18 protein-coding genes are annotated in these 22,486 nt (G+C 69.6%); 9 read left to right on the forward strand and 9 right to left on the reverse strand.

Going from position 1 to position 22,486, the window contains the following annotated elements:
• The 7 genes from AQJ67_RS43790 to eccCa form a co-directional block, all read right to left on the reverse strand.
• Positions 1–776: WXG100-like domain-containing protein (locus tag AQJ67_RS43790; protein ID WP_159058944.1), on the reverse strand; the 776-nt coding region annotated here is incomplete at its 3' end.
• Positions 777–1,109: 333 nt separating this feature from the next.
• Positions 1,110–1,415: a hypothetical protein gene (locus AQJ67_RS43795; protein WP_062725721.1), complete on the reverse strand. Its 306-nt coding sequence runs from the start codon at positions 1,413–1,415 to the stop codon at positions 1,110–1,112.
• Positions 1,416–1,450: 35 nt separating this feature from the next.
• The gene (locus AQJ67_RS43800; RefSeq protein ID WP_062725723.1) at positions 1,451–2,770 is read right to left on the reverse strand and encodes an SUKH-4 family immunity protein; all 1,320 of its coding nucleotides are present in this window, start codon (positions 2,768–2,770) and stop codon (positions 1,451–1,453) included.
• Between the two features lie 35 nt (positions 2,771–2,805).
• A complete protein-coding gene (locus tag AQJ67_RS43805) occupies positions 2,806–4,758 on the reverse strand; it encodes a hypothetical protein (protein WP_062725726.1) in 1,953 nt (650 codons plus the stop codon).
• 126 nt (positions 4,759–4,884) lie between these two features.
• Positions 4,885–5,211, reverse strand: a complete 327-nt coding sequence (locus tag AQJ67_RS43810; RefSeq protein ID WP_062725728.1) for a DUF397 domain-containing protein — start codon at positions 5,209–5,211, stop codon at positions 4,885–4,887.
• An 84-nt stretch (positions 5,212–5,295) separates the two neighbouring features.
• Entirely contained in the window at positions 5,296–5,682 is a 387-nt protein-coding gene (locus AQJ67_RS43815; RefSeq protein WP_063807428.1) for a hypothetical protein, read from the reverse strand.
• Between the two features lie 187 nt (positions 5,683–5,869).
• A complete protein-coding gene (gene eccCa / locus AQJ67_RS43820; RefSeq protein WP_062725731.1) occupies positions 5,870–9,811 on the reverse strand; it encodes a type VII secretion protein EccCa in 3,942 nt (1,313 codons plus the stop codon).
• Between the two features lie 277 nt (positions 9,812–10,088).
• Between eccCa and eccD the strand changes: the two genes are divergently transcribed.
• From eccD to AQJ67_RS43850, 6 genes are all read left to right on the forward strand, one after another.
• On the forward strand, positions 10,089–11,546 hold the full coding sequence (gene eccD, locus AQJ67_RS43825) for a type VII secretion integral membrane protein EccD (RefSeq protein WP_079056559.1): 1,458 nt from the start codon (positions 10,089–10,091) through the stop codon (positions 11,544–11,546).
• Positions 11,547–11,740: 194 nt separating this feature from the next.
• Complete coding sequence (rpsO, locus tag AQJ67_RS43830) at positions 11,741–12,028, forward strand: 30S ribosomal protein S15 (RefSeq protein WP_030046008.1); 288 nt, start codon at positions 11,741–11,743, stop codon at positions 12,026–12,028.
• Positions 12,029–12,378: 350 nt separating this feature from the next.
• Positions 12,379–14,622, forward strand: coding sequence for a polyribonucleotide nucleotidyltransferase (locus tag AQJ67_RS43835; RefSeq protein WP_062725733.1), 2,244 nt, complete (start codon positions 12,379–12,381; stop codon positions 14,620–14,622).
• On the forward strand, positions 14,619–15,998 hold the full coding sequence (locus AQJ67_RS43840; protein WP_062725735.1) for a M16 family metallopeptidase: 1,380 nt from the start codon (positions 14,619–14,621) through the stop codon (positions 15,996–15,998). The genes AQJ67_RS43835 and AQJ67_RS43840 overlap by 4 nt, the downstream gene beginning before the upstream one ends.
• A 28-nt stretch (positions 15,999–16,026) precedes the next feature.
• A complete protein-coding gene (gene dapB / locus AQJ67_RS43845) occupies positions 16,027–16,779 on the forward strand; it encodes a 4-hydroxy-tetrahydrodipicolinate reductase (protein WP_062725737.1) in 753 nt (250 codons plus the stop codon).
• Between the two features lie 14 nt (positions 16,780–16,793).
• The gene (locus AQJ67_RS43850) at positions 16,794–17,246 is read left to right on the forward strand and encodes a tetratricopeptide repeat protein (protein ID WP_062725738.1); all 453 of its coding nucleotides are present in this window, start codon (positions 16,794–16,796) and stop codon (positions 17,244–17,246) included.
• A 260-nt stretch (positions 17,247–17,506) separates the two neighbouring features.
• On the opposite strand, the gene AQJ67_RS43855 is transcribed toward AQJ67_RS43850, so the two are convergent.
• Positions 17,507–18,061, reverse strand: coding sequence for a hypothetical protein (locus tag AQJ67_RS43855; RefSeq protein ID WP_062725740.1), 555 nt, complete (start codon positions 18,059–18,061; stop codon positions 17,507–17,509).
• A gap of 91 nt (positions 18,062–18,152) precedes the next feature.
• Complete coding sequence (locus AQJ67_RS43860; RefSeq protein WP_062725742.1) at positions 18,153–18,389, reverse strand: hypothetical protein; 237 nt, start codon at positions 18,387–18,389, stop codon at positions 18,153–18,155.
• A 208-nt stretch (positions 18,390–18,597) separates the two neighbouring features.
• On the opposite strand from AQJ67_RS43860, the gene thyX reads away from it, so the two are divergent.
• From thyX to AQJ67_RS43875, 3 genes are all read left to right on the forward strand, one after another.
• Complete coding sequence (thyX, locus tag AQJ67_RS43865; protein ID WP_062725744.1) at positions 18,598–19,338, forward strand: FAD-dependent thymidylate synthase; 741 nt, start codon at positions 18,598–18,600, stop codon at positions 19,336–19,338.
• Between the two features lie 212 nt (positions 19,339–19,550).
• Complete coding sequence (gene dapA, locus AQJ67_RS43870; RefSeq protein ID WP_062725746.1) at positions 19,551–20,450, forward strand: 4-hydroxy-tetrahydrodipicolinate synthase; 900 nt, start codon at positions 19,551–19,553, stop codon at positions 20,448–20,450.
• Positions 20,451–20,603: 153 nt separating this feature from the next.
• On the forward strand, positions 20,604–22,289 hold the full coding sequence (locus AQJ67_RS43875) for a ribonuclease J (RefSeq protein ID WP_062725748.1): 1,686 nt from the start codon (positions 20,604–20,606) through the stop codon (positions 22,287–22,289).
• Positions 22,290–22,486: the final 197 nt, after the last annotated feature.

Here is a 22,486-nt window from a genome sequence, read left to right on the forward strand (position 1 = left end):
ATGTCACCCCCGGAGGGGCCGTCGTACCCGTCGATCCGGCTGTCGACCGCATGCCGCGCCCGGCTGCCCGCCTTCTGGCCGAGGCTGTCGCGCACGCCCTCGGCGAAGGTCTGGGGGCTCTGTCGGAGGGCGTCGAGGCCGGCCTCGCCGCCGGCCTTGAGGGTGGCGCCGACGTCGTAGCCCTCCTGGGCGCCGAAGCCGACGTTGACGGTCTGGCGGATGAGGTCGGTGATGATCGCCTCGACCGCTGAGATCGCGGGTTCCTTCATCATCTCGATGAGCGCCTCGAACATGGCTTGTTTGAGCTCGTCGAGGAGGCGTCGGACGATGAGGCGGGCGGCCTGGGTGGCGCCCATTCCCGCTACCGAGGACAGACCGAAGGTGAAGGGCGCGGCGGCAGCGGCGGCGGCGATCTGGATGGCCAGGGCGATGAGCTGGGCGATGACCGCCCACTTGGCGAACTCGACGAGGTAGGCGCAGGCCTCCAGCACGTTCGCGATGAGGAACGCGGCCTCGGCTGCGCTGCGGAGGTAGCCGTCGTTGCCGCCGCCACCGTCGAACTTCTCGTACGTCTTGGTGAACTTGTCGATCGACTCACCGGCGTTGTGCGCGGTGACCTGACGGGCGGCGCCGTTCGCCGTGGTGTGGAGCTCGTTGACCTTCTGGCCGAACTCCCGCCACACGGCCGCGCAGTCTCTGAGCTTGTCCTCGTTCGCCGTGGGCCACTTGTAGCCCAGCATCTGGAGGACCCACTCGACCTCGTCCGGCAACATCATCGCCACAACAGAAAGCACCCCCGTCAGACAGCACGGCCGTACACATCCCTCACCAGCCAAGGGAAATCACACAGGAGTACAGCCGTCCGCAAAGTTTACGGACTCACCTGCCGATGACTTCAGGGGTTTGCTGTCACAAGTCAGTTGCAGGCCGCCGAGGTTGTCCGAAGGGTCGGGGACAGGGGCGGACGTTAATGGTGTACGGCCCTGAGTGCGCTCACGGTGTCGGTGGCGCAGGCGAGGCAGGCCGGGGCGGAGCGGCTCCTCGTCGCGGACGAGGGCCCACAGGACGGGTCGTCCCGTCTCGCTGTACTGATCACACGCACCGGCGGGTTACGACCGGCGCTGCTTCCGGTACAGCGCGATGGCCGCCTCAGTCGGGTAGTTGGGGACTGTGGCCGTCTCGCCGGTGTCCTTGGCGACGACGATCTTGCTGCCGCCGGGCGGAGCGGGCTGAGGCCGCCCGGCGGCGTCCGTGACCGGCGGGAACACCGCGTACACCAGATATCCGAGGTCGAACTCCTCCACCCGCAGCTCGGCCGGAGTGCCGTCCGGCAGCTCGGGCCGCGCGTAGCGGCCGCGCACGATGGCGAGAGCCTCCTCGGAGGTGGTGGGCGGTGCCGGGTGGTCCGAGGTCACGGGTCGCTCTCCTTGTCACCCCTGCTGTGTCTCGGTCAGAACAACCCGTGCCACATCTGCTCGACGACAAGCGACCACCAGGTCTCCGCGTTGCCCAGCGCAGACGCGTCCACGGCCGCCAACTGCTCCTGCAGCGCCGCCACTTCCGCACCGGCCGCGACCGGGTCCAGGCCCTGGATCCGCTGCCGTGCGCCGGCGAGCAAGGCCAGGGAGCGGGCGAAGGCGGCCACCGAGGCGTTGACGTAGCGGACGGAAGCGGTCACCGGGTCCACGGCCCACAGCGCACCGAGACCATCCGGCTGCCCACTGCCGGGCTGGCACTGCACCGCGATCACCGCGACGCCGTCGAAGCCGATCCGGACCAGGTACGACAGGGCCCCGATCTTCTCCTCGCCGGCCGGGCTGCGCCGCTCGCGCAGATTCGTGGCGACGTCCGTGAACAGGCCGCCGGCCGGAGGCGCGTCGGGCCGGTCCGCGGTGAAGAAGAGTGGCAGGTCGGCGGGGAGCCCGGCCCAGGTGAGCGTCGCCCCGGCAGCCTCGGGCAACGGACTCCCGGCGATGTCGTCGGCGTCGTAGCGGCGTACGCCCTCCTCGCCGAACACCTCGGCGAGGTGCCGTCCGAGCGCCACGTCACGCATCGGCTCCGCCGGCGCCACCTGGGCGGGGACCGGTACGCGGTGCGGGCGGGGCGGCGGCTGCTGGCCGGCGATCCGGTGCATCGTCTCGACCTGCTCGACCAACGCCGTGATGCCCTCCGCACGAGCCTCGGGACGGGCGCCGTAGGACTGTGAGCAGGAAAGCTGGGCGTTGCGGAAGGTGTTGAGGAGCTCGGCCGTGTAGCCGCCGGGGAGCAGGCTGGGGCGCAGGTCGGTGTGGATGGCCACGACACTGTCGGCGGGTACGTTCATCCGCCGCAGCTCGGCCCACGCCTGGTACTCGGCCGGGGGCAGACCCGGGGCGGAAGTGCGGAAGAGGGTGGTCTCCTCGCCGTTCGCCGGGTCCACGTATGTGAAGACCGCGGTGTTGCCGGGACCGGTGACCGGACGGGCGGCGCCCTCGGACGCGCCCGCACCGCCGTGCTTCTGCCGGTACATCTGAACGACCTCGTCGACCGGCACCGACGGCCAGACCGTCAGCTCCCCACTACGGCGGTCCACGACCCCGCACGCGTTGCCGATGTCGGCAGGCGGCCGCCGTGCCCCGGTCTCCGGGTCACGCTCGGGCTCCGCCGGCGCCGCCCACACGACCCAGCCCAGGTCGAACTCCTGCATCCGGACCTCGCGGCGAGGCTCCGTCGAGCCTTCCGGGTTGAGCCAACGGTCGGCGATGGCGAGCGCCTGCTCCTGGCTGGTCACGGGGAGGCTCCTTCGAAGTCATGGGTTGTGGCTGCCTACGAGGCTATCTCCGCGCTCGCCGCGCGAATACGGAGGGCCTTCGCCCCGCGCTCGGTGGCGACGAGCAGGATGCCGTCGGGGGACAGATCGGACGCGGTGAAGGGCGTGTCGGAGATCAGCACCGCCACGACCTCCTGATCCGCCCGGTTCCAGACGCGCAGGTAGTCGGCGCCGCGGCTCAGGCCCAGCGGGGCGGCGGCGCGTTCCTCCTCCGACGGACGAAGAATCTGCGCGGGATCGACGTCACCGAGGTGATCAGGCTGTACGAGGCCATGGACCAGCACCGCGGAACCGGACTCCTCGCCGGGCGCACCGATCGGCCGTGCGCCCGGTGTGCCCGCGGGGACGACCAGCACGGCGACCGGCGTGGCAGATCCGTCGGGGCGGGGCAGGCTGCCCACGGTCACGGCACTGACGCCGGGCAGAGACAGGCTCCACAGCGTCTCCCACGAGAGCTCCAGCCCGAGCCGCTGGTGTACGGCCCCGGCGTACTCGGGCAGTCCGTCCTCGACGAACGCGGTCTCCAGCAGGGCGGCCCGCATGATGGTGGGCGCCTGCGTACGTGTCAGCAGGGGCGCCGTACGCCGGTACGTACGGGCCGGTGCGCCCAACTGCTCAGCCGGTACGGCCTCGACGGCGGCGCGCAGCGCAACCGGGTCGGCGTGGACGAACAGGCCGGGATCCGTGAGGAGTTGGGGCAGCAGCCCGGCTTCCAGGGTGTGGGCGGCGATGTGGTCGCGCACGTAGGGGTCGGCCTTGCTCCAGTCCTGCTCCGGCACGGCCTCCAGCAGAGCCATCGCGATCTGACTCTGAGTGGCGGCGACGCTCGGCAGACCAGCACGGATCTCGTCTCCGATGGCCGGGTGCATCAGCCGCAGCAAGGTGCGCCCGCCGTCCGCCTGCTCGCCCTCCGCTGCGTCCGCTTCCTGTTCCTCGGGCTGCACGAAGGGTCCGGCGAGCAGCATTCCGTCCGCGATGGCCCGGCTCATGTCGTGCCCGGCCACCGCACTCGCCAGCCGCACCCACAGGTGGACCGGTATGCCGTCGGCCTCGGCCAGGGCAAGCGGTGCCAGCAGGAGCCGCAGTGTCTGCGAGTCGGAGCCGAGCCGCCTGGCGTGCAGGTCCAGGGCCTCGCCGACAGACGTCGGCAGGAACCTCTCGTCGGCCGGGTCGAAGCCCTCCGGGGCCATCAGGATGCAGTTGACGGCGAGTTGGACGACCAGCGGACTGGTCCCGGCCCGGCGGCCGATGGCCGCTCCCAGGGCGAGACGGGCCGCGGGATCCACGGTGAACGGAAGCTCGGGTGCTCCGAACTCGGGGCTCAGCGCCGCGTGCGCGTGCCGGACCAGACCCTCGGGGTCGGCCCACTCCGGCTCGTCGAGATCGATGATCTGCACCGCGTCCGACGGCAGGCCCCCGGCCAGCTCGGCGACCAGGGGACGTGGCACCTCGGCCAGCAACCGGACCGTCTCGGTGGCGGCCAGGGGAGCGAGCACCTCCCGTACCAGCCGGGCGGGTTCGCCCGCCGCGCGTACCGGCCCGGCACGGTCGACGTCCGGTACGACGACGGTCACCGGCTCGCCGAGTGCGGCCAGTTCGGCGTACACGCCCTCCGTGCTGGTGGCGTCCAGCTCGTAGTGCTCGGCGAGCAGCCACAGGACCTGGGCCGCGGTCAGCCCCTCGGGGGCGGGCACGGCCGGGGCCGGCAGCTCCGGCGGCACCGTCGAGGGATCCATCTCGTCCAGCGGCAGCTGCTTGCGGTACTCCGGCTCGCAGAGCATCAGGAATCCGGTGAGCAGCCGCGAACGCCCGCTGCCGGAACCGCCGGTGACGACGACCACGCGCGGAGCGCCGGGCGCGGCTGCCCGCCATACGGTGAGGGCGCGCAGTGCCGCGGCCCGGCCGCCTATGTGGGGGTGCGGTGCGTAGTCCTCGGTCGAGCCGGTCATGGGTCCCCGTCCTCCGCCATCGCGGACGCCTTCTCGTACGGCCCCGATCTTAGGCGCCGTACAGGCCTCGCGGGCGAGCGGTCGGGCCGCCCGCGAACACCCGCGAGGCACCCCGACGAAGCCGCCCTACTCCGCCCCCACCCCACCATTGTGCGGCGCCGGCTCCAGATCGAACTCCCCGTCCCGCGCCCCGAGTACGAACGCCGTCCACTCCGCCTCGGTGTACCGCAGCACGGTGTCGGGGTCCAGGGACGAGCGCATGGCCACGGCCCCCTCCGGCAGGTACGCGATCTCGACGCGCTCCTCGTGCTCCTCGGTACCGGGCGCGCAGTGCCACTCGACCCCGGAGATGTCGAGGGCGTACAGCTCGTCCCGCTCCCGCTCCTTGCGTGCCTTGGTGTCCTCGGCCTGAGTCCCGACCTCGTTGTTCTGTGGCTCGGTAGCCTCGGTCATGCTGCTGGGCCTCTTCCTGACGTGCGAACGAAGTGTGCGTCTCACCCTACTGGCGCGGGTGGGCCGCCACACGGGCGTCGCGGATCAGGTGGTCGAACGGGTGTGGATCTCGCCGCGCGCGACCCCGGGCGGAACCTCCACCTGACCGTCGTACTCGGCCATCGTCTTCTTCCAGATGTCGTTCTGCGCGGCCTCGTTCTGCTCGTGTGCCACGCCCATCCTGGCCAGGGCGGCTCCCATGCCGGCGATCCGCTCCGCCAGGCTGCCCATCGAGTCGTACATGCCGTCGCGCAGGCCCTCGTAGACGACGCCGAACTTCTCGCCGATGTCGTCGTCACCCCACGGCGGGGTGTCACCCTTCTCCAGGGCGCCCAGGCCGGTCGTCAGCTTGTGTACGGCCTTGGAGAACTCCACACCGGCGTTGAACATGTGGAATCCCTCGGTCTTCAGTACCTCAGGATCGGAGTCCATGTAGTCCGACGGCACAACTGCCCCCCGTGGCTCGTCATTTCTGTCGTGACCCCAGCTTAACGGCGCGCCCACGGACAACGAAGAGGGGCGGCACCCTCGCGGGTACCGCCCCTCCTGCTTCGACCGGCCTTCAAACGACCGTCCGACCGTTCCTCGGAACCAGTCAGAACCGGTTCGGCGGAACCAGTCAGAACCGGTTCGGCAGCCACCCCGTCTGGATCAGCTGTCCACCGCGGCGGCGCGTGTGGAAGTACCCACGGCCGGGCGGCAGCTGCGTCGCCGTGATGTTGCCGAGCAGCGCGCCCTCGGCCCGGTCGCCGGAGAGCACGAGGCCCTGGGCGCCGAGTTCACGCATCCGCTGCATCACCGGCTCGTACAGCGACCGGCTCGCACCGCCCGAGGAGCGCGCGATGATGATGCGCAGGCCGACGTCACGGGCGAACGGCAGGTACTCCAGGAGCGGGGCCAGCGGGTTCACGCCGGTCGCCACCAGGTCGTAGTCGTCGACGATGACGAACGCGTCCGGGCTGTTGTACCAGCTGCGGTTGCGCAGCTGCTCCGGCGTGACGTCCGGGCCCGGCATACGACGGTGCATCGAGCCGGCGAGGCCCTCCAGCGTCTCCGTCAGGGCCGGCGCCGAGGCGCAGTACCGCGACAGGTGCGAGTCGGGCACTCCCTCCAGGTGGGCGCGTCGGTAGTCACCCATGACGATCTTCGCCTGGTCCGGCGTGTAGCGCTCGGTGATCTGCTTGACGAGCAGCCTGAGCATCGCGGACTTACCGGACTCGCTCTCACCGAACACGATGAACAGCGGGTCGGTCTCGAAGTCGACGAAGACCGGCGACAGCGACGACTCGTCGATGCCGATGGCCACACCGCGGTCCGGGTGCTCGAAGCCCTTGGGCAGCCGGTCCGCCGGCATCATCGTCGGCAGCAGGCGTACGGCCGGAGCGTGCTGGCCCTGCCAGTTGTCGTTGATGCCGCGGATGAGGATCGACGTCGCCTCGGACAGGTCGTCCGTCTCCGAGGAGCCGTCGACGCGCGGCAGCGCCGCCATGAAGTGCAGCTTGTCCTGCGTCAGACCGCGGCCCGGCACGGTGGCGGGGACGTTCTGGGCGACCTTGCGGTCGACCTCCGACTCCGTCGGGTCACCGAGGCGCAGCTCGATACGGTTCTGCAGCATGTCCTTGAGCGCGGGCCGCACCTCGGTGTAGCGGCTGGCCGTCAGGATCACGTGCACACCGAAGCCGAGGCCACGCGTGGCGATCTCGGTGACGGTGGCCTCGAGCATCTCGTAGTCCGTCTTGAACGTGGCCCAGCCGTCGATGACGAGGAAGACGTCGCCCCAGGGCTGGTCCGGCAGCTGACCGGAGTTGCGGCGCTGACGGTACGTCTGGATCGAGTCGACGTTGTTCGCGCGGAAGTACTCCTCGCGCGCGTTCAGGATCCCCTCGACCTCGCTGACCGTACGACGCACCTTCTCGGCGTCGAGACGGTTGGCGACGCCGCCGACGTGCGCCAGCTCCTCCATCGAGATCAGACCGCCACCACCGAAGTCCAGGCAGTAGAACTGCACCTCGGACGGCGTGTGGGTGAGGGCGAACGACGAGATGAGCGTGCGCAGCAGCGTCGACTTGCCGGACTGCGGACCACCGACGAACAGACCGTGACCGGCGCCGCCCGCGAAGTCCCGGTACAGCACGTCACGCCGCTGCTCGAACGGCTTGTCCACGAGGCCGACCGGCACGTTGAGCCGGCCGAGCGCCGTGTAGTCGGGCGCGGTCAGACCGCGGTCCGGGGCGACGGCGAGCTGCGGGAGCAGCTGCTCCAGCGACGGCGCCTCCTCCAGCGGGGGCAGCCACACCTGGTGGGCGGGCGGCCCCTGGTTGATCATCCGGCCGACCAGCACGTCCAGGACGGTGTCGGCGAGCGCGTCGTCCACCCGGTTGTCGGGCTCCGGCTCCTCGATCACCGGCTGCGGCGGCAGCGCCACGTGCTCCGCCGAGAACAGCGCCGGACGCAGCTGCGTCGAGCGGTGCACCCGGGACGGGCCCTCACCGTGGTACGGCCCCGACACGTACGCCGCCTTGAAGCGGACCATGGTGTCGGTGTCGTAGCGCAGGTAACCGGAACCGGGGATCGACGGCAGGTGGTAGGCGTCCGGGACACCGATCGCCGTACGGGACTCGGCGGCGGAGAAGGTCCGCAGACCGATCCGGTACGACAGGTACGTGTCCAGACCGCGCAGCTTGCCCTCTTCCAGGCGCTGCGACGCCAGCAGCAGGTGCACACCCAGCGAACGGCCGATACGACCGATCTGGATGAACATGTCGATGAAGTCCGGCTTGGCCGTGAGGAGTTCGGAGAACTCGTCGAGCACGATCACCAGCGAGGCCATCGGCTCCAGCGCGGCACCCGCGGCCCGGGCCTTCTCGTAGTCGTGCAGGTTGGCGTAGTTGCCGGCCGAGCGCAGCAGTTCCTGACGGCGCTGCGTCTCACCCATGATCGAGTCACGCATACGGTCGACGAGGGTGAGGTCGTCCGCGAGGTTGGTGATGACGGCCGCGGTGTGCGGCATGTCCGCCATGCCCGCGAAGGTCGCGCCACCCTTGAAGTCCGCGAGGATGAAGTTCAGCGTCTCCGAGGAGTGCGTCACCGCGAGACCGAGCACCAGCGTACGCAGCACCTCGGACTTGCCGGAACCGGTGGCGCCGACGCACAGGCCGTGCGGGCCCATGCCCTCCTGCGAGGCCTCCTTGAGGTCCAGCATGACCGGCTCGCCGTTCTCGCCGACACCGATCGGCACCCGCAGCCGCTCGTGCAGCGTACGAGGACGCCAGGTGCGGGAGACGTCGACCGTGCCCGCGTCGCCGATGCCCATCAGGTCCGTGAAGTCCAGGTTGGACAGAAGGGGTTCGCCCTCCTCCGCGGAGCCCACCCGGAAGGGGGCCAGCTGCCGCGCCAGGGACTCGGCCTGCGCCGGGTTCAGCACATCCGCCTTGCCGGTGTACGCGGACTCGTGGCCGACGAACAGCCGCATCCGGTCCGGCTTCACATACGCCGTCAGACCGGCGCGCAGCTCCTCCTCCAGCTCGCCGGGAGCGATCTCCAGGAACGTGACGCCCTGAAGGCCCTCCGCACCGGCGAGCTCGGAGTCCGGCGGCACGGTGCCGCCGTCGAGGACGACGATCAGGTGCGGCTGGTCGTAGACGGGGTTCGCCTCACGGTTCCAGCGGGGCCGGTCGTCCAACTGGTCCGCGAGCGCCTCCTCCAGCTCACCGAGGTCGTCGAAGAGGAGCCGGGAAGAACCCGCTCCGTCCTTCGCCTTCGGATGCTGGCTGTGCGGCAGCCACTTGATCCAGTCCCACTCCGCCGCTGCGGAGGGGTGCGCCACCACGGCGATCATCAGGTCCTCGGGCGAGTGCAGCGTCGCCAGCTGCGACAGCGTCGCGCGGGCGTTGCCGTAGACCGTGTCGGTCTCACCGCAGATCGTCACGTGGTAGAAGGCACGCAGCGAGATGGAGACCGGCAGGTCGTGCAGACTGCCGTGCGCGTCGAGGAAGGCCTTCATGGCCGCCGCCGTCAGCGGCTCCAGCTCGTCCTTGGGCGCCGTCTCCGGGGCCACCAGCGGGGTGTTCAGCTGCTGGGTACCGCGGCCGATCCGTACGGACGCGAAGTCCGCGTCGTTCGGGCGCCGCTCCCACAGCCGCTTGCCGTCCGCCGCCACCGCCCACAACTGCTCCGGGTCGGGGTGCTGGAACAGCTGGCTCTGCCGCTGCAGCTCCGCCGTCTTGTGCACGTCCTTGCGGACCTGCTCCAGATAGCGGAAGTAGTCACGCCGGTCCTGGGCCATGCCCGCCCCGGGGCCCTGCCGGGCCTTGGCCAACTGGGCGACCATCATGGCCACCGTCGAGGCCAGCATGAGACCGCCGACGACCTTCATGTAGGACTGGCCGGCTGTGAAGAAGAAGGCGACAGAACCCAGCATGCCCATCATGGGCAGCATGTTCATCAGCATGCTGTCGTCGCCCTCGCGCGGAATCTCGGGCGGCGTCTCGAGTTTGACCTCGCCGTCCGGGACGGCCGGTGGCACTGTCCGCGGTGGTCGTTTGATGATGACGACGCTCACCGATGCACTCATCCTTCGCGATTGATACGTGATACGTCCTTGGCACCGACGCCCCCGTGTACCGCGACGTGTTCTCGTTCGCGTAGGCGTCGTTCGCGTAGGCGTCGATCCTACTGATGCGTGACGTGCCCGAGTGAGGCAGGCGGATGGAGATGCGGAGCAGGTCCTGGGAGGAATGGGGGAGGTAGGTCCTGCAGCCGGTACCGCAACGGATATGGTGGCGCTCCGCGTCGTACGAGCGGCGCGAGGAAGCCTTGTCTAGCAGGGGGAACACCAGGTGAGCACGGGGACTTCGACAGGTTTCTGCCGAATCACCATCGCAGCGCCGGACAGCCGAGTCGATGTGGCGCTGCCCGAGGACCTGCCGATCCAGGACCTCTTTCCTGAGATCATCAGGCTGTCGGGCCTGGTCCAGTCGGATACGAGTCCTTCCGGTTACCACCTTGTGACCCGAGAGGGTCAAGTGCTCGACGCGAGCCGCTCGTTGCTCGAGCACCGGGTCAGGGACGGCGAGGTGCTGCTGCTGCGCACCTTCGCCGACTCGCTGCCGCCGGCCGTGCACGACGACGTCGTGGACGCCATCGCCGCCGCGGTGAAGCAGGACACCCGCAGCTGGAACGACAACCTGATGCGGGTCGCCGGCCTCGTCGCCGGATCGCTGCTGCTGGTCATGCTCGGCTTCGTCTTCTGGTTCGCGGACCCGATCCGGCACGACATGCACGGACTCCAGGGCATCCTCGCCGGCGTGACCGCGCTCGCACTGACGGCCCTCGCCGGCGTACGGGCCCGGGTGTACGACGACCGTGGCTCCGCCGTCGCACTCGGCATCTCGGCACTGCCGCACGCGCTCATCGCCGGCTCCGGCGCCCTTCCGCAGGACGCGGGCGAAGGCCCCGGACGGATCCAGTTCCTCGTCGGCTGTGTCGCCGTACTGCTGTGCTCCGTCGTACTGATCATGCTGCTGCCGCAGGGCGACGCCCCGTTCGTGGCCGCCGCGCTCGCCTCGGCGATCGGCACGCTCGCCGTGTTCTGCGGCGTCCTCACCGAGGCCGAGCCGCGCGAGATCGCCGCCGGCACCTCGGTCGTCGCCCTCGCGGTCGTCGGCTTCCTGCCCGGCTGGTCGTCCCGCTTCGCCAAGCTCCCGATCGGCTTCCGCAACCCCGAGGACCTCGCCCGGGCCCGTCGCGACGGCCGCGAGGGCGACCTCGAGGCCGTCGACGTCCAGCGCATCGTCGCCCAGACCAGCCGCGGCCACGAACTGCTCCTCGGCCTGGTCGGGGGATGCGCCGCCGTCATCATCGGCGCCGGCGGCGCCGTGCTCGGCTTCAGCGACAACGGCTGGGCCCAGCTGCTCGCCCTGTGCACCGGCCTCGCCGCGATGCTGCGGGCCCGCCTGTTCCGCTACACCGCGCAGGTCACCTGCCTGTTCGTGGCCGGTGTCGTCACCCTCGCCCTGCTGGTCCTCGGCCTCGCGATCTCGCCGCCGGCCGACATCATCATGGAACTGCTCCAGAACAACTCCGGCCCGGTCAACGTGCGGACCCTGTGGCTCGGCGCCTCGGTCGGCATCGGAGTGCTGCTGCTCATCGCCATCGCCCTGATCGTCCCGCAGAAGGGCCTCTCGCCCTTCTGGGGCCGCATGCTGGACCTCGCCGACTCGCTGGTCCTGCTCTCCCTGGTCCCGATCTGCCTGGCCGTCCTCGACGTCTACGCCAAGGTCCGCGGCGGTCTCTGACCAGCGCCGCCCGGGACCGTCCGTCAGGGGCGCGCCCATGTGCTGGTACGCTGTGTGACGGCCGTTTGTGTACGCGCCCCCGGGTTCGCCTGGGGGATGCGCCCAGCGGATCCCCGCCTCCCGAGTAACGGAAGCTCCCCCGAGACACAGACCGGGGGCACTCGGTGGCCATTCAAAGACTACGAGGAGTACGCGTGCCGCTCGACGCCGCTACGAAGAAGCAGATCATCTCCGAGTTCGGCCAGAAGGAGGGCGACACCGGCTCCCCCGAGGTCCAGGTCGCCATGCTCTCGCGCCGGATCTCGGACCTGACCGAGCACCTCAAGACCCACAAGCACGACCACCACTCCCGTCGTGGTCTGCTGATCCTGGTCGGTCAGCGTCGCCGCCTTCTCCAGTACCTGGCGAAGAAGGACATCCAGCGCTTCCGTACGCTGGTCGACCGCCTCGGCATCCGCCGCGGTGCGGCGGGCGCGAAGTAAGACGCCGTGAGGGGAGCGGTTCCCGGAAGGATCGGGAGCCGCTCCCTTTGCTGTACGTGCGGCACGTCAACCGTGCGTGCGGAAACATGCGGAGTGTCACACCCGCTTTGTAGTGTGGTAGCACAACGCAATACGAACGACACAGCACGACAAGACGACACCGCACGACAAGAAGAGGAGAAGCGCGCCTAGCCGCCGCCGGTCCTCGGTAGTGGCCCCCGGGGGAAGCGAGCCCCGGGTGCTTCGATCGAAGACCGGCCCGCACCGCACGGAGCGCTTCTCCGCCACCGTCCCCCTGCCACACGGGCAGCGACGGGACAAAAGACGACAAAGTAACGGAGAAAACGCTAGTGGAGAACGAGACCCACTACGCCGAGGCCGTCATCGACAACGGCTCCTTCGGCACCCGCACCATCCGCTTCGAGACGGGCCGCCTGGCCAAGCAGGCCGCCGGCTCCGCCGTGGCGTACCTGGACGACGACACCATGGTGCTGTCGGCCACCACCGCCTCCAAGAACCCCAAGGACCAGCTCGACTTCTTCCCCCTGACGGTGGACGTCGAGGAGCGGATGTACGCCGCCGGCAAGATCCCCGGCAGCTTCTTCCGCCGTGAGGGCCGCCCCTCCGAGGACGCCATCCTCACCTGCCGCCTCATCGACCGCCCGCTGCGCCCGTCCTTCAAGAAGGGCCTTCGCAACGAGATCCAGGTCGTCGCCACGATCATGGCGCTCAACCCCGACCACCTGTACGACGTCGTGGCGATCAACGCCGCCTCCGCGTCCACCCAGCTGGCCGGTCTGCCCTTCTCCGGCCCGATCGGCGGCGTCCGGGTCGCGCTGATCAACAACCAGTGGGTGGCCTTCCCGACGCACTCCGAGCTCGAGGACGCCGTCTTCGACATGGTCGTCGCGGGCCGCACCCTGGAGGACGGCGACGTCGCGATCATGATGGTCGAGGCCGAGGCCACCGAGAAGACCATCAAGCTGGTCGAGGGCGGCGCCGAGGCGCCGACCGAGGAGGTCGTCGCCGCAGGTCTGGAAGCCGCGAAGCCCTTCATCAAGGTGCTCTGCAAGGCCCAGGCCGACCTCGCGTCGAAGGCCGCCAAGCCGACCGGCGAGTTCCCGATCTTCCTGGACTACCAGGACGACGTCCTGGAGGCGCTCAGCGCCGCCGTCAAGCCGGAGCTCGCCTCCGCGCTGACCATCGCCGGCAAGCAGGAGCGCGAGTCCGAGCTGGACCGCGTCAAGGCGCTCGCCGCCGAGAAGCTCCTGCCGGAGTTCGAGGGCCGCGAGAAGGAGATCTCCGCCGCGTACCGCTCGCTGACCAAGACCCTGGTCCGTGAGCGCGTCATCAAGGAGAAGAAGCGCATCGACGGCCGCGGTGTCACCGACATCCGCACCCTGGCCGCCGAGGTCGAGGCCATCCCGCGCGTGCACGGTTCCGCGGTGTTCGAGCGTGGCGAGACCCAGATCCTGGGCGTCACCACCCTCAACATGCTCCGCATGGAGCAGCAGCTGGACACCCTCTCCCCGGTGACCCGCAAGCGCTACATGCACAACTACAACTTCCCGCCGTACTCCACCGGCGAGACCGGCCGCGTCGGCTCCCCGAAGCGCCGCGAGATCGGCCACGGCGCCCTCGCCGAGCGCGCCCTGGTCCCGGTCCTGCCGACGCGCGAGGAGTTCCCCTACGCGATCCGCCAGGTCTCCGAGGCGCTGAGCTCCAACGGCTCGACGTCCATGGGCTCGGTCTGCGCCTCCACCATGTCGCTGCTGAACGCCGGTGTGCCGCTGAAGGCCCCCGTCGCCGGTATCGCCATGGGCCTGATCTCCCAGGAGATCGAGGGCGAGACGCACTACGTCACCCTCACCGACATCCTCGGTGCGGAGGACGCGTTCGGCGACATGGACTTCAAGGTCGCCGGCACCAAGGAGTTCGTGACCGCCCTTCAGCTGGACACCAAGCTGGACGGCATTCCCGCCTCCGTCCTGGCCGCGGCCCTGAAGCAGGCCCGTGACGCCCGCCTCCACATCCTCGACGTGATGATGGAAGCGATCGACACGCCGGACGAGATGTCCCCGAACGCCCCGCGGATCATCACGGTCAAGATCCCCGTGGACAAGATCGGTGAGGTCATCGGCCCCAAGGGCAAGATGATCAACCAGATCCAGGAGGACACCGGCGCCGACATCACGATCGAGGACGACGGCACGATCTACATCGGCGCGGTCGACGGACCGTCCGCCGAGGCCGCCCGCACCACGATCAACGGCATCGCCAACCCGACCATGCCGGAGGTCGGCGAGCGCTACCTGGGCACGGTCGTGAAGACGACCACCTTCGGCGCGTTCGTGTCGCTTCTCCCGGGCAAGGACGGTCTGCTGCACATCTCGCAGATCCGCAAGCTGGCCGGCGGCAAGCGCGTGGAGAACGTCGAGGACGTGCTCGGCGTGGGCGCCAAGGTCCAGGTCGAGATCGCCGAGATCGACTCCCGCGGCAAGCTCTCCTTGATCCCCGTGATCGAGGGCGAGGCTGAGTCCAATGGCGGCTCCGCCGCGGGCTCCGAGGACAAGAAGGACGACACCGACAAGTGACGTCGAGTAGCTCCACGACGACGGCCCGCACCTCTTCGGAGGCGCGGGCCGTCGCCCGTACCCAAACCCTGATCAAGGGCAGCAACGGCATCGGTACGGTCCGCAAGACCACCCTCCCCGGCGGCCTGCGCATCGTCACCGAGACCCTGCCGTCCGTCCGCTCCGCCACCTTCGGCATCTGGGCGCACGTCGGCTCCCGCGACGAGACGCCGGCGCTGAACGGTGCCACGCACTACCTGGAGCACCTGCTCTTCAAGGGCACCACCCGCAGGTCCGCCCTGGACATCTCCTCCGCCGTCGACGCCGTCGGCGGCGAGATGAACGCGTTCACGGCGAAGGAGTACACGTGCTACTACGCGCGCGTGCTCGACACCGACCTGCCGCTCGCCATAGACGTCGTCTGCGACATGCTGACGGGCTCCCTCATCCTCGAAGAGGACGTCAACATCGAGCGGGGCGCGATCCTCGAAGAGATCGCCATGACCGAGGACGACCCGGGCGACTGCGTGCACGACCTGTTCGCGCACACGATGTTCGGCGACAACCCCCTCGGCCGCCCGGTCCTCGGCACGGTCGACACGGTCAACGCCCTGACCGCCGACCGCATCCGCCGCTTCTACAAGAAGCACTACGACCCGACGCACCTCGTGGTCGCCGCGGCCGGCAACATCGACCACAACAAGGTCGTACGGCAGGTCCGCGCCGCCTTCGAGAAGGCCGGCGCCCTCAAGAACCTGGACGCCACGCCCATCGCCCCGCGCGAGGGACGGCGCTCCGTCCGTGCCGCGGGCCGCGTCGAGCTGATCGGCCGCAAGACCGAGCAGGCCCATGTCGTCCTCGGCATGCCCGGCCTGTCCCGCACGGACGACCGACGCTGGGCGCTCGGCGTCCTCAACACGGCGCTGGGCGGCGGCATGTCGTCCCGCCTCTTCCAGGAGGTCCGCGAGAAGCGCGGCCTGGCCTACAGCGTGTACTCGTACACCTCGGGCTTCGCCGACTGCGGCCTGTTCGGCGTGTACGCGGGCTGCCGGCCGTCGCAGGTCCACGACGTGCTGAAGATCTGCCGCGACGAACTGGACCACGTCGCCCAGCACGGCCTGTCCGACGACGAGATCGGCCGCGCCATCGGACAGCTCCGTGGCTCCACCGTCCTCGGCCTGGAGGACACCGGCGCCCTGATGAACCGCATCGGCAAGAGCGAGCTGTGCTGGGGCGAGCAGATGTCCGTCGACGACATGCTGGCCCGGATCGCCGAGGTGACCCCGGACGACGTCCGCTCGGTCGCCCGCGAGGTCCTCGGACAGCGGCCCTCGCTGTCGGTCATCGGCCCACTGAAGGACAAGCAGGCATCCCGGCTGCACGACGCCGTCGCCTGACCATTCCCTGGTGAAGGAAGCACAAGAGATGAGCAAGCTGCGCGTGGCGGTCCTCGGCGCCAAGGGCCGGATCGGCTCCGAGGCGGTACGAGCGGTCGAGGCCGCCGAGGACATGGAGCTGGTCGCCGCCCTGAGCCGGGGCGACAAGCTGGAGACGCTGGCGGAGACGGGCGCCCAGGTAGTCGTCGAACTGACCACGCCCGACTCGGTGATGGCCAACCTCGACTACTGCGTGAACCGTGGCATCCACGCGGTCGTCGGTACGACGGGCTGGACCGACGAGCGCCTCGCGCAGCTGAACGGCTGGCTGTCCGCCGCCCCGGAGACGGGCGTGCTGATCGCGCCGAACTTCTCCATCGGCGCCGTCCTGACGATGAAGTTCGCGCAGATCGCCGCGCCCTACTTCGAGTCGGTCGAGGTGGTGGAACTGCACCACCCGAAGAAGGTCGACGCCCCCTCCGGCACCGCCACCCGCACGGCCCAGCTCATCGCCGAGGCGCGGCGGGCGGCCGGCACGGCCCCGGCTCCGGACGCCACCGAGACCGCCCTGGACGGCGCGCGCGGTGCGAACGTCGACGGCATCCCGGTCCACGCGGTCCGCCTGCGCGGCCTGCTGGCCCACCAGGAGGTCCTGCTCGGCGGCGAGGGCGAGACCCTGACCGTCCGCCACGACTCCCTCCACCACAGCAGCTTCATGCCGGGCATCCTGCTCGGCGCGCGCCGCGTGGTGACCACTCCGGGCCTGACCTTCGGCCTGGAACACTTCCTGGACCTGAGCTGACACGAGACCCACAGATGCGCGCGAAGATCTCCTACGCCATAACGGCCGCCGTCCTGGTCGTCTACTTCGTCCTGGTCGGCAGCCGAGGCGTGATGCTCATCCAGTCCGGCACGGTCATCACCGTCACCTTCGGGGTCGCGGTGCTGATCCTGCCGGTGATCGGCGTGTGGTTCCTGTGGAAGAACACCCAGTTCGTCCGCAAGGCCAACGCCCTCGCCGCCGAACTCGACGCCGAGGGCGGCCTCCCCGTCGACGAGCTGAAGCGCACCCCCGGCGGCCGTATCGACCGCGACTCGGCCGACGAGGTCTTCGCCCGCCGCAAGGCCGAGACGGAGGCGTCCCCGGACGACTGGCGCAGCTGGTTCCGCCTCGCCGTCGCCTACCACGACGCCCGCGACACCCCACGAGCCCGCAAGGCGATGCAGCGAGCCATCGCCCTGCACGAGGGCAGGACGGTCGAGGCCTGAGTACTAGGACCGGCGCGGGATCCAGGGGCCGACCGTGCGCCGGTGAGCCGGCTGCGTCGATGGCCCGGCCCTGAGTCCGCGAACCGGCACCCGCCGACGCCCCGGCCACACACCGACGCGTCAGCCCTACGCCGACGAGCAAGCCCTACGCCGACGAGCAAGCCCTACGCCGACGAGCAAGCCGTACGTCGACGAGCAAGCCGTATGCCGAAGAGGCCGGTCCGCTACCGCGGGCCGGCCCCTTCGTATGCCTGTCGCGCTCAGCCGCGAGTGTTCTCCGAGGCCCACACCTCGACCGCGTCGGCGGCCCGGTCGAACGCGGTGACCCGGGCCAGGAAGTCCGTGTTGTGCGTGGTCATCAGCGTCGGCATGTCACCCGCCGCACGACCGCGCTGTACGAGCAGCAGCGCCTGCCCCTGCACCGTGCGCGGCAGCCCCAGCCAGCGCACCGGCTGCTGCACGGTCCGCACGGCGGCGACCTGCTCCCAGGGCACCGTACGCGTGACGAGGAACCTCACCTGACGCAGCCCCCGAGCACTCACCCACACGCCCATACGCAGCAGCCGCAGGGCACCGGCAATAATGGCCAGCGCGACACCGAAGACGACGGCGGCCCCGGTCACCGTGCCGGTCAGGGCGATGACCACCGCCGCGAACAGCACATACGAGGCGAGCAACAGCCACAGCGCGGCCACGCCCACACGCCACGGCCCGGGCCGGTAGGGACGCCGCCAGCGGTCGAGGTCATCGAAGGGCAGCGCGACGTCATCGGCTGTCTCGAAGGCACGGTCGGCCGTCAGGAAGGGCAGGGGCACGGCTGGTCCTCACTCAATCCATGCAGGGGCTGTGCCCGGTGAGGCTAATCGACCCGCACCCCCGCTCACCACTCCTGGGGGGCCGGTTGAGTCAGTGCCCCTGAGAGGCCTGTGACTGCTGCGTCTGCGTCGCGGTGTCCGTGGACAGCGCAGGCATGCCCACCACCAGCGAGCCCACCAGCCCGGCGACGATGGTGAGTCCCAGCAGCCAGCGCCCGGCCATCTGACCGACCGACGCCCGCTCACGGGGCGGGGGAGCGACATTGCTGCGGAACCTGTCGGCCTCGGCGAGGAAGGCGAACGGAACGGGCTCGCGCCGACCGAACATCAGGAACTTCTCCTCTCGGAATCGTGTGGGTGACCGTCACCAACACAGACGAGCGAGTGCCCCAAAAGGTGCCCGGTTTCGCCGAATTCACAGAAATTCGCCGAAGTTCGCCGCCGTATGTCGCGACCCGGCACCGAACGCCCCGTTGTCAGTGCCGGGCCGTAGAGTGGGCGCCGCCCAGCGAAGTGATGGAAGGACCCCCCGAGCCGTGACCGACACCCCCGCCGACGACCTCAAGCCAAGCTTCCGCAGCGACGTCACCGTCGAGCTGGTCAAGCACAGCGCGGCCGACTCCGACGTGCTGTGGGCCGCCCGCGTCTCCACCGCCGGCGAGCAGTCCCTGGACGAGCTGAAGAAGGACCCGGAGCGCTCCAAGGGCCTGATCAACTACCTGATGCGGGACCGGCACGGCAGCCCCTTCGAGCACAACTCGATGACCTTCTTCATCAGCGCCCCCATCTTCGTCTTCCGCGAGTTCATGCGACACCGCGTGGGCTGGTCGTACAACGAGGAGAGCGGCCGCTACCGCGAGCTCGAGCCCGTCTTCTACGTCCCCGGCGAGTCCCGCAAGCTCGTCCAGGAGGGCCGCCCGGGCAAGTACGTCTTCGTGGAGGGCACCCAGGCCCAGCAGGAGCTGGTCGGCCGTGTCATGGAGGACTCGTACCGGGAGTCGTACGAGGCCTACCAGGAGATGCTCGCCGCAGGCGTCGCCCGCGAGGTCGCCCGCGCCGTCCTCCCGGTCGGCCTCTTCTCCTCGATGTACGCCACTTGCAACGCCCGCTCCCTGATGCACTTCCTCGGCCTGCGCACCCAGCACGAACTGGCCAAGGTGCCGTCCTTCCCGCAGCGGGAGATCGAGATGGTCGGCGAGCTGATGGAGGCGGAGTGGGCCAAGCTCATGCCGCTGACGTACGCGGCCTTCAATGCGAACGGCCGTGTGGCGCCGTAGCGCACCCGCTGTCCCCCGACCGGGCACGGCCGCACGGCCCACCCGCGCGAAGTGTCCGTATTGCGGCATTTAGAGAAGTTCATCTAGCCTGATCAAACGGACCCGGCACTGCTTGAACCCCCGAGCAGGCAGTGCCGGGCTCCATATTTGTCCTGACTTTCCCGCACCCCCGAGGGCAGACCAGGCCGAGCGCAACGAGTAGCGTGTAACCCATGGCTCCGACCTCCACTCCGCAGACCCCCTTCGGGCGGGTCCTCACCGCCATGATCACGCCCTTCACGGCGGACGGCGCACTCGATCTCGACGGCGCGCAGCGGCTCGCCACGCATCTGGTGGACGCAGGCAACGACGGCCTGGTCATCAACGGCACCACCGGCGAGTCCCCCACCACCAGCGATGCGGAGAAATCGGACCTGGTACGGGCGGTACTGGAGGCCGTCGGCGACCGAGCCCATGTGGTGGCCGGCGTGGGCACCAACGACACCCGCCACAGCCTGGAGCTCGCCCGCACGGCGGAGCAGATCGGCGCACACGGCCTCCTGGTCGTCACGCCGTACTACAACAAGCCCCCGCAGGAAGGCCTCTACCGGCACTTCAAGGCCATCGCCGACAGCACCGAGCTGCCGGTGATGCTCTACGACATCCCCGGCCGCAGCGGCGTCCCGATCAACACCGAGACGATCGTCCGCCTCGCCGAGCACCCCCGCATCGTCGCCAACAAGGATGCGAAGGGTGACCTCGGCCGAGCCAGCTGGGCCATCGCCCGCTCCGGCCTCGCCTGGTACTCCGGCGACGACATGCTGAACCTGCCGCTGCTCTCCGTGGGCGCCGTCGGCTTCGTCTCGGTCGTCGGCCACCTGGTCACCCCCGACCTGCGCGCGCTCGTCGACGCTTACGTCTCCGGCGACGTCCAGAAGGCGACGGAGATCCACCAGAAGTTGCTCCCGGTCTACACCGGCATGTTCCGCACCCAGGGCGTCATGACCACCAAGGCCGCGCTCGCCCTCCAGGGCCTGCCCGCAGGACCGCTGCGCGCCCCCATGGCCGAGTGCTCGCCCGAGGAGATCGACCAGCTCAAGATCGATCTTGCTGCAGGCGGGGTACAGCTCTAACACCAGACTTCGCGCGCTGGGCGCGCACCAGACTCCACAACTGAATAAGCGGGCCACCGGTGCCTGCACCCCACAACGACAACTGCTTCTGCACGAACGTCACGCGCGCCACGTGCCCTACCGGTACGTGGCGCGCGTGGTGAGGAGAGTCTTTTGAGTCATCCGCATCCTGAACTCAGCCCGCCCCCGCCGCTCCCCGACGGGGGCCTGCGGGTCACCCCACTCGGCGGCCTCGGTGAGATCGGCCGAAACATGACGGTCTTCGAATACGGCGGCCGCCTGCTGATCGTCGACTGCGGAGTGCTCTTCCCCGAGGAGGAGCAGCCCGGAATCGATCTGATCCTGCCGGACTTCTCATCCATCCGGGACCGCCTCGACGACATCGAGGGCATCGTCCTCACGCACGGCCACGAGGACCACATCGGCGGCGTCCCCTTCCTGCTCCGCGAGAAGCCGGACATCCCGCTGATCGGCTCCAAGCTGACCCTCGCCCTCATCGAGGCCAAGCTCCAGGAGCACCGCATCCGCCCGTACACCCTCGAGGTGGCGGAGGGGAACCGCGAGCGCATCGGCCCCTTCGACTGCGAGTTCGTCGCGGTCAACCACTCCATCCCCGACGCCCTAGCCGTGGCCATCCGCACCCCCGCGGGCATGGTGGTCCACACAGGCGACTTCAAGATGGACCAGCTCCCGCTGGACAACCGCCTGACCGACCTGCACGCGTTCGCACGGCTGAGCGAGGAGGGAATCGACCTCCTCCTCTCGGACTCGACGAACGCGGAGGTCCCGGGCTTCGTCCCGCCCGAGCGGGACATCTCCAACGTCCTGCGCCAGGTCTTCGCGAACGCCCGCAAGCGGATCATCGTGGCGAGCTTCGCCAGCCACATCCATCGCATCCAGCAGATCCTCGACGCTGCCCACGAGTACGGCCGCCGGGTCGCCTTCGTAGGCCGCTCGATGGTCCGCAACATGGGCATCGCGCGCGACCTGGGCTATCTGAAGGTCCCGCCGGGCCTGGTGGTGGACGTCAAGACCCTGGACGACCTCCCGGACAGCGAGGTGGTCCTGGTCTGCACGGGCTCCCAGGGCGAGCCGATGGCGGCCCTGTCCCGCATGGCCAACCGCGACCACCAGATCCGGATCGTCCAGGGCGACACGGTGATCCTCGCGTCGTCCCTCATCCCCGGCAACGAAAACGCGGTCTACCGCGTCATCAACGGCCTGACCCGCTGGGGCGCGAACGTCGTCCACAAGGGCAACGCCAAGGTCCATGTCTCGGGCCACGCGTCCGCGGGCGAGCTGCTGTACTTCTACAACATCTGCCGCCCGAAGAACCTGATGCCGGTCCACGGCGAGTGGCGCCACCTGCGCGCCAACGCCGAACTGGGCGCCCTGACCGGCGTCCCGCACGACCGCATCGTCATCGCCGAGGACGGCGTCGCCGTCGACCTCATCGAGGGCAAGGCCAAGATCTCCGGCAAGGTCCAGGCCGGATACGTTTACGTCGACGGCCTCTCGGTCGGCGACGTCGGCGAGCCGGCACTGAAGGACCGCAAGATCCTCGGCGACGAGGGCATCATCTCGGTCTTCGTAGTGGTGGACTCCTCCACCGGCAAGATCACGGGCGGCCCGCACATCCAGGCCCGCGGCTCCGGCATCGAGGACTCCGCGTTCAGCGAGGTCATCCCGAAGATCACGGAGACTTTGGAGCGGTCGGCCCAGGACGGAGTGGTCGAACCCCACCAGCTCCAGCAGTTGGTGCGCCGGACCCTGGGCAAGTGGGTCTCGGACACGTACCGACGTCGGCCGATGATCCTCCCTGTGGTCGTGGAGGTCTGACGGACCGTCGGACACTCGGCCGCGTGAACCAGGAGCGGGGCGCCTCGATTTGCATCGGGGCGCCCCGCTCCAGTACGTTTACGGCTCCGCCAGAACGGGAACCCGGCCACTTCGTGTGCTGGAACCAGTCCCCGGAGGGGCGGGAAATCCGACTCAGAATCTCTGATAAAGTCGGAGCCGCCGGAAAGGGAAACGCG

It is taken from the genome of Streptomyces caeruleatus (assembly GCF_001514235.1).
Taxonomy (GTDB): Bacteria; Actinomycetota; Actinomycetes; order Streptomycetales; family Streptomycetaceae; genus Streptomyces; species Streptomyces caeruleatus.

Excerpts from the sequence above, each read along its gene's own strand:
- dapB (WP_062725737.1), top strand. The coding sequence starts at position 16,027 with ATGAGCAAGCTGCGCGTGGCGGTCCTCGGCGCCAAGGGCCGGATCGGC.
- dapA (WP_062725746.1), top strand. The coding sequence starts at position 19,551 with ATGGCTCCGACCTCCACTCCGCAGACCCCCTTCGGGCGGGTCCTCACC.
- AQJ67_RS43810 (WP_062725728.1), bottom strand. The coding sequence starts at position 5,211 with ATGACCGAGGCTACCGAGCCACAGAACAACGAGGTCGGGACTCAGGCC.
- AQJ67_RS43850 (WP_062725738.1), top strand. The coding sequence starts at position 16,794 with ATGCGCGCGAAGATCTCCTACGCCATAACGGCCGCCGTCCTGGTCGTC.
- AQJ67_RS43805 (WP_062725726.1), bottom strand. The coding sequence starts at position 4,758 with ATGACCGGCTCGACCGAGGACTACGCACCGCACCCCCACATAGGCGGC.
- AQJ67_RS43815 (WP_063807428.1), bottom strand. The coding sequence starts at position 5,682 with ATGGACTCCGATCCTGAGGTACTGAAGACCGAGGGATTCCACATGTTC.
- AQJ67_RS43860 (WP_062725742.1), bottom strand. The coding sequence starts at position 18,389 with ATGTTCGGTCGGCGCGAGCCCGTTCCGTTCGCCTTCCTCGCCGAGGCC.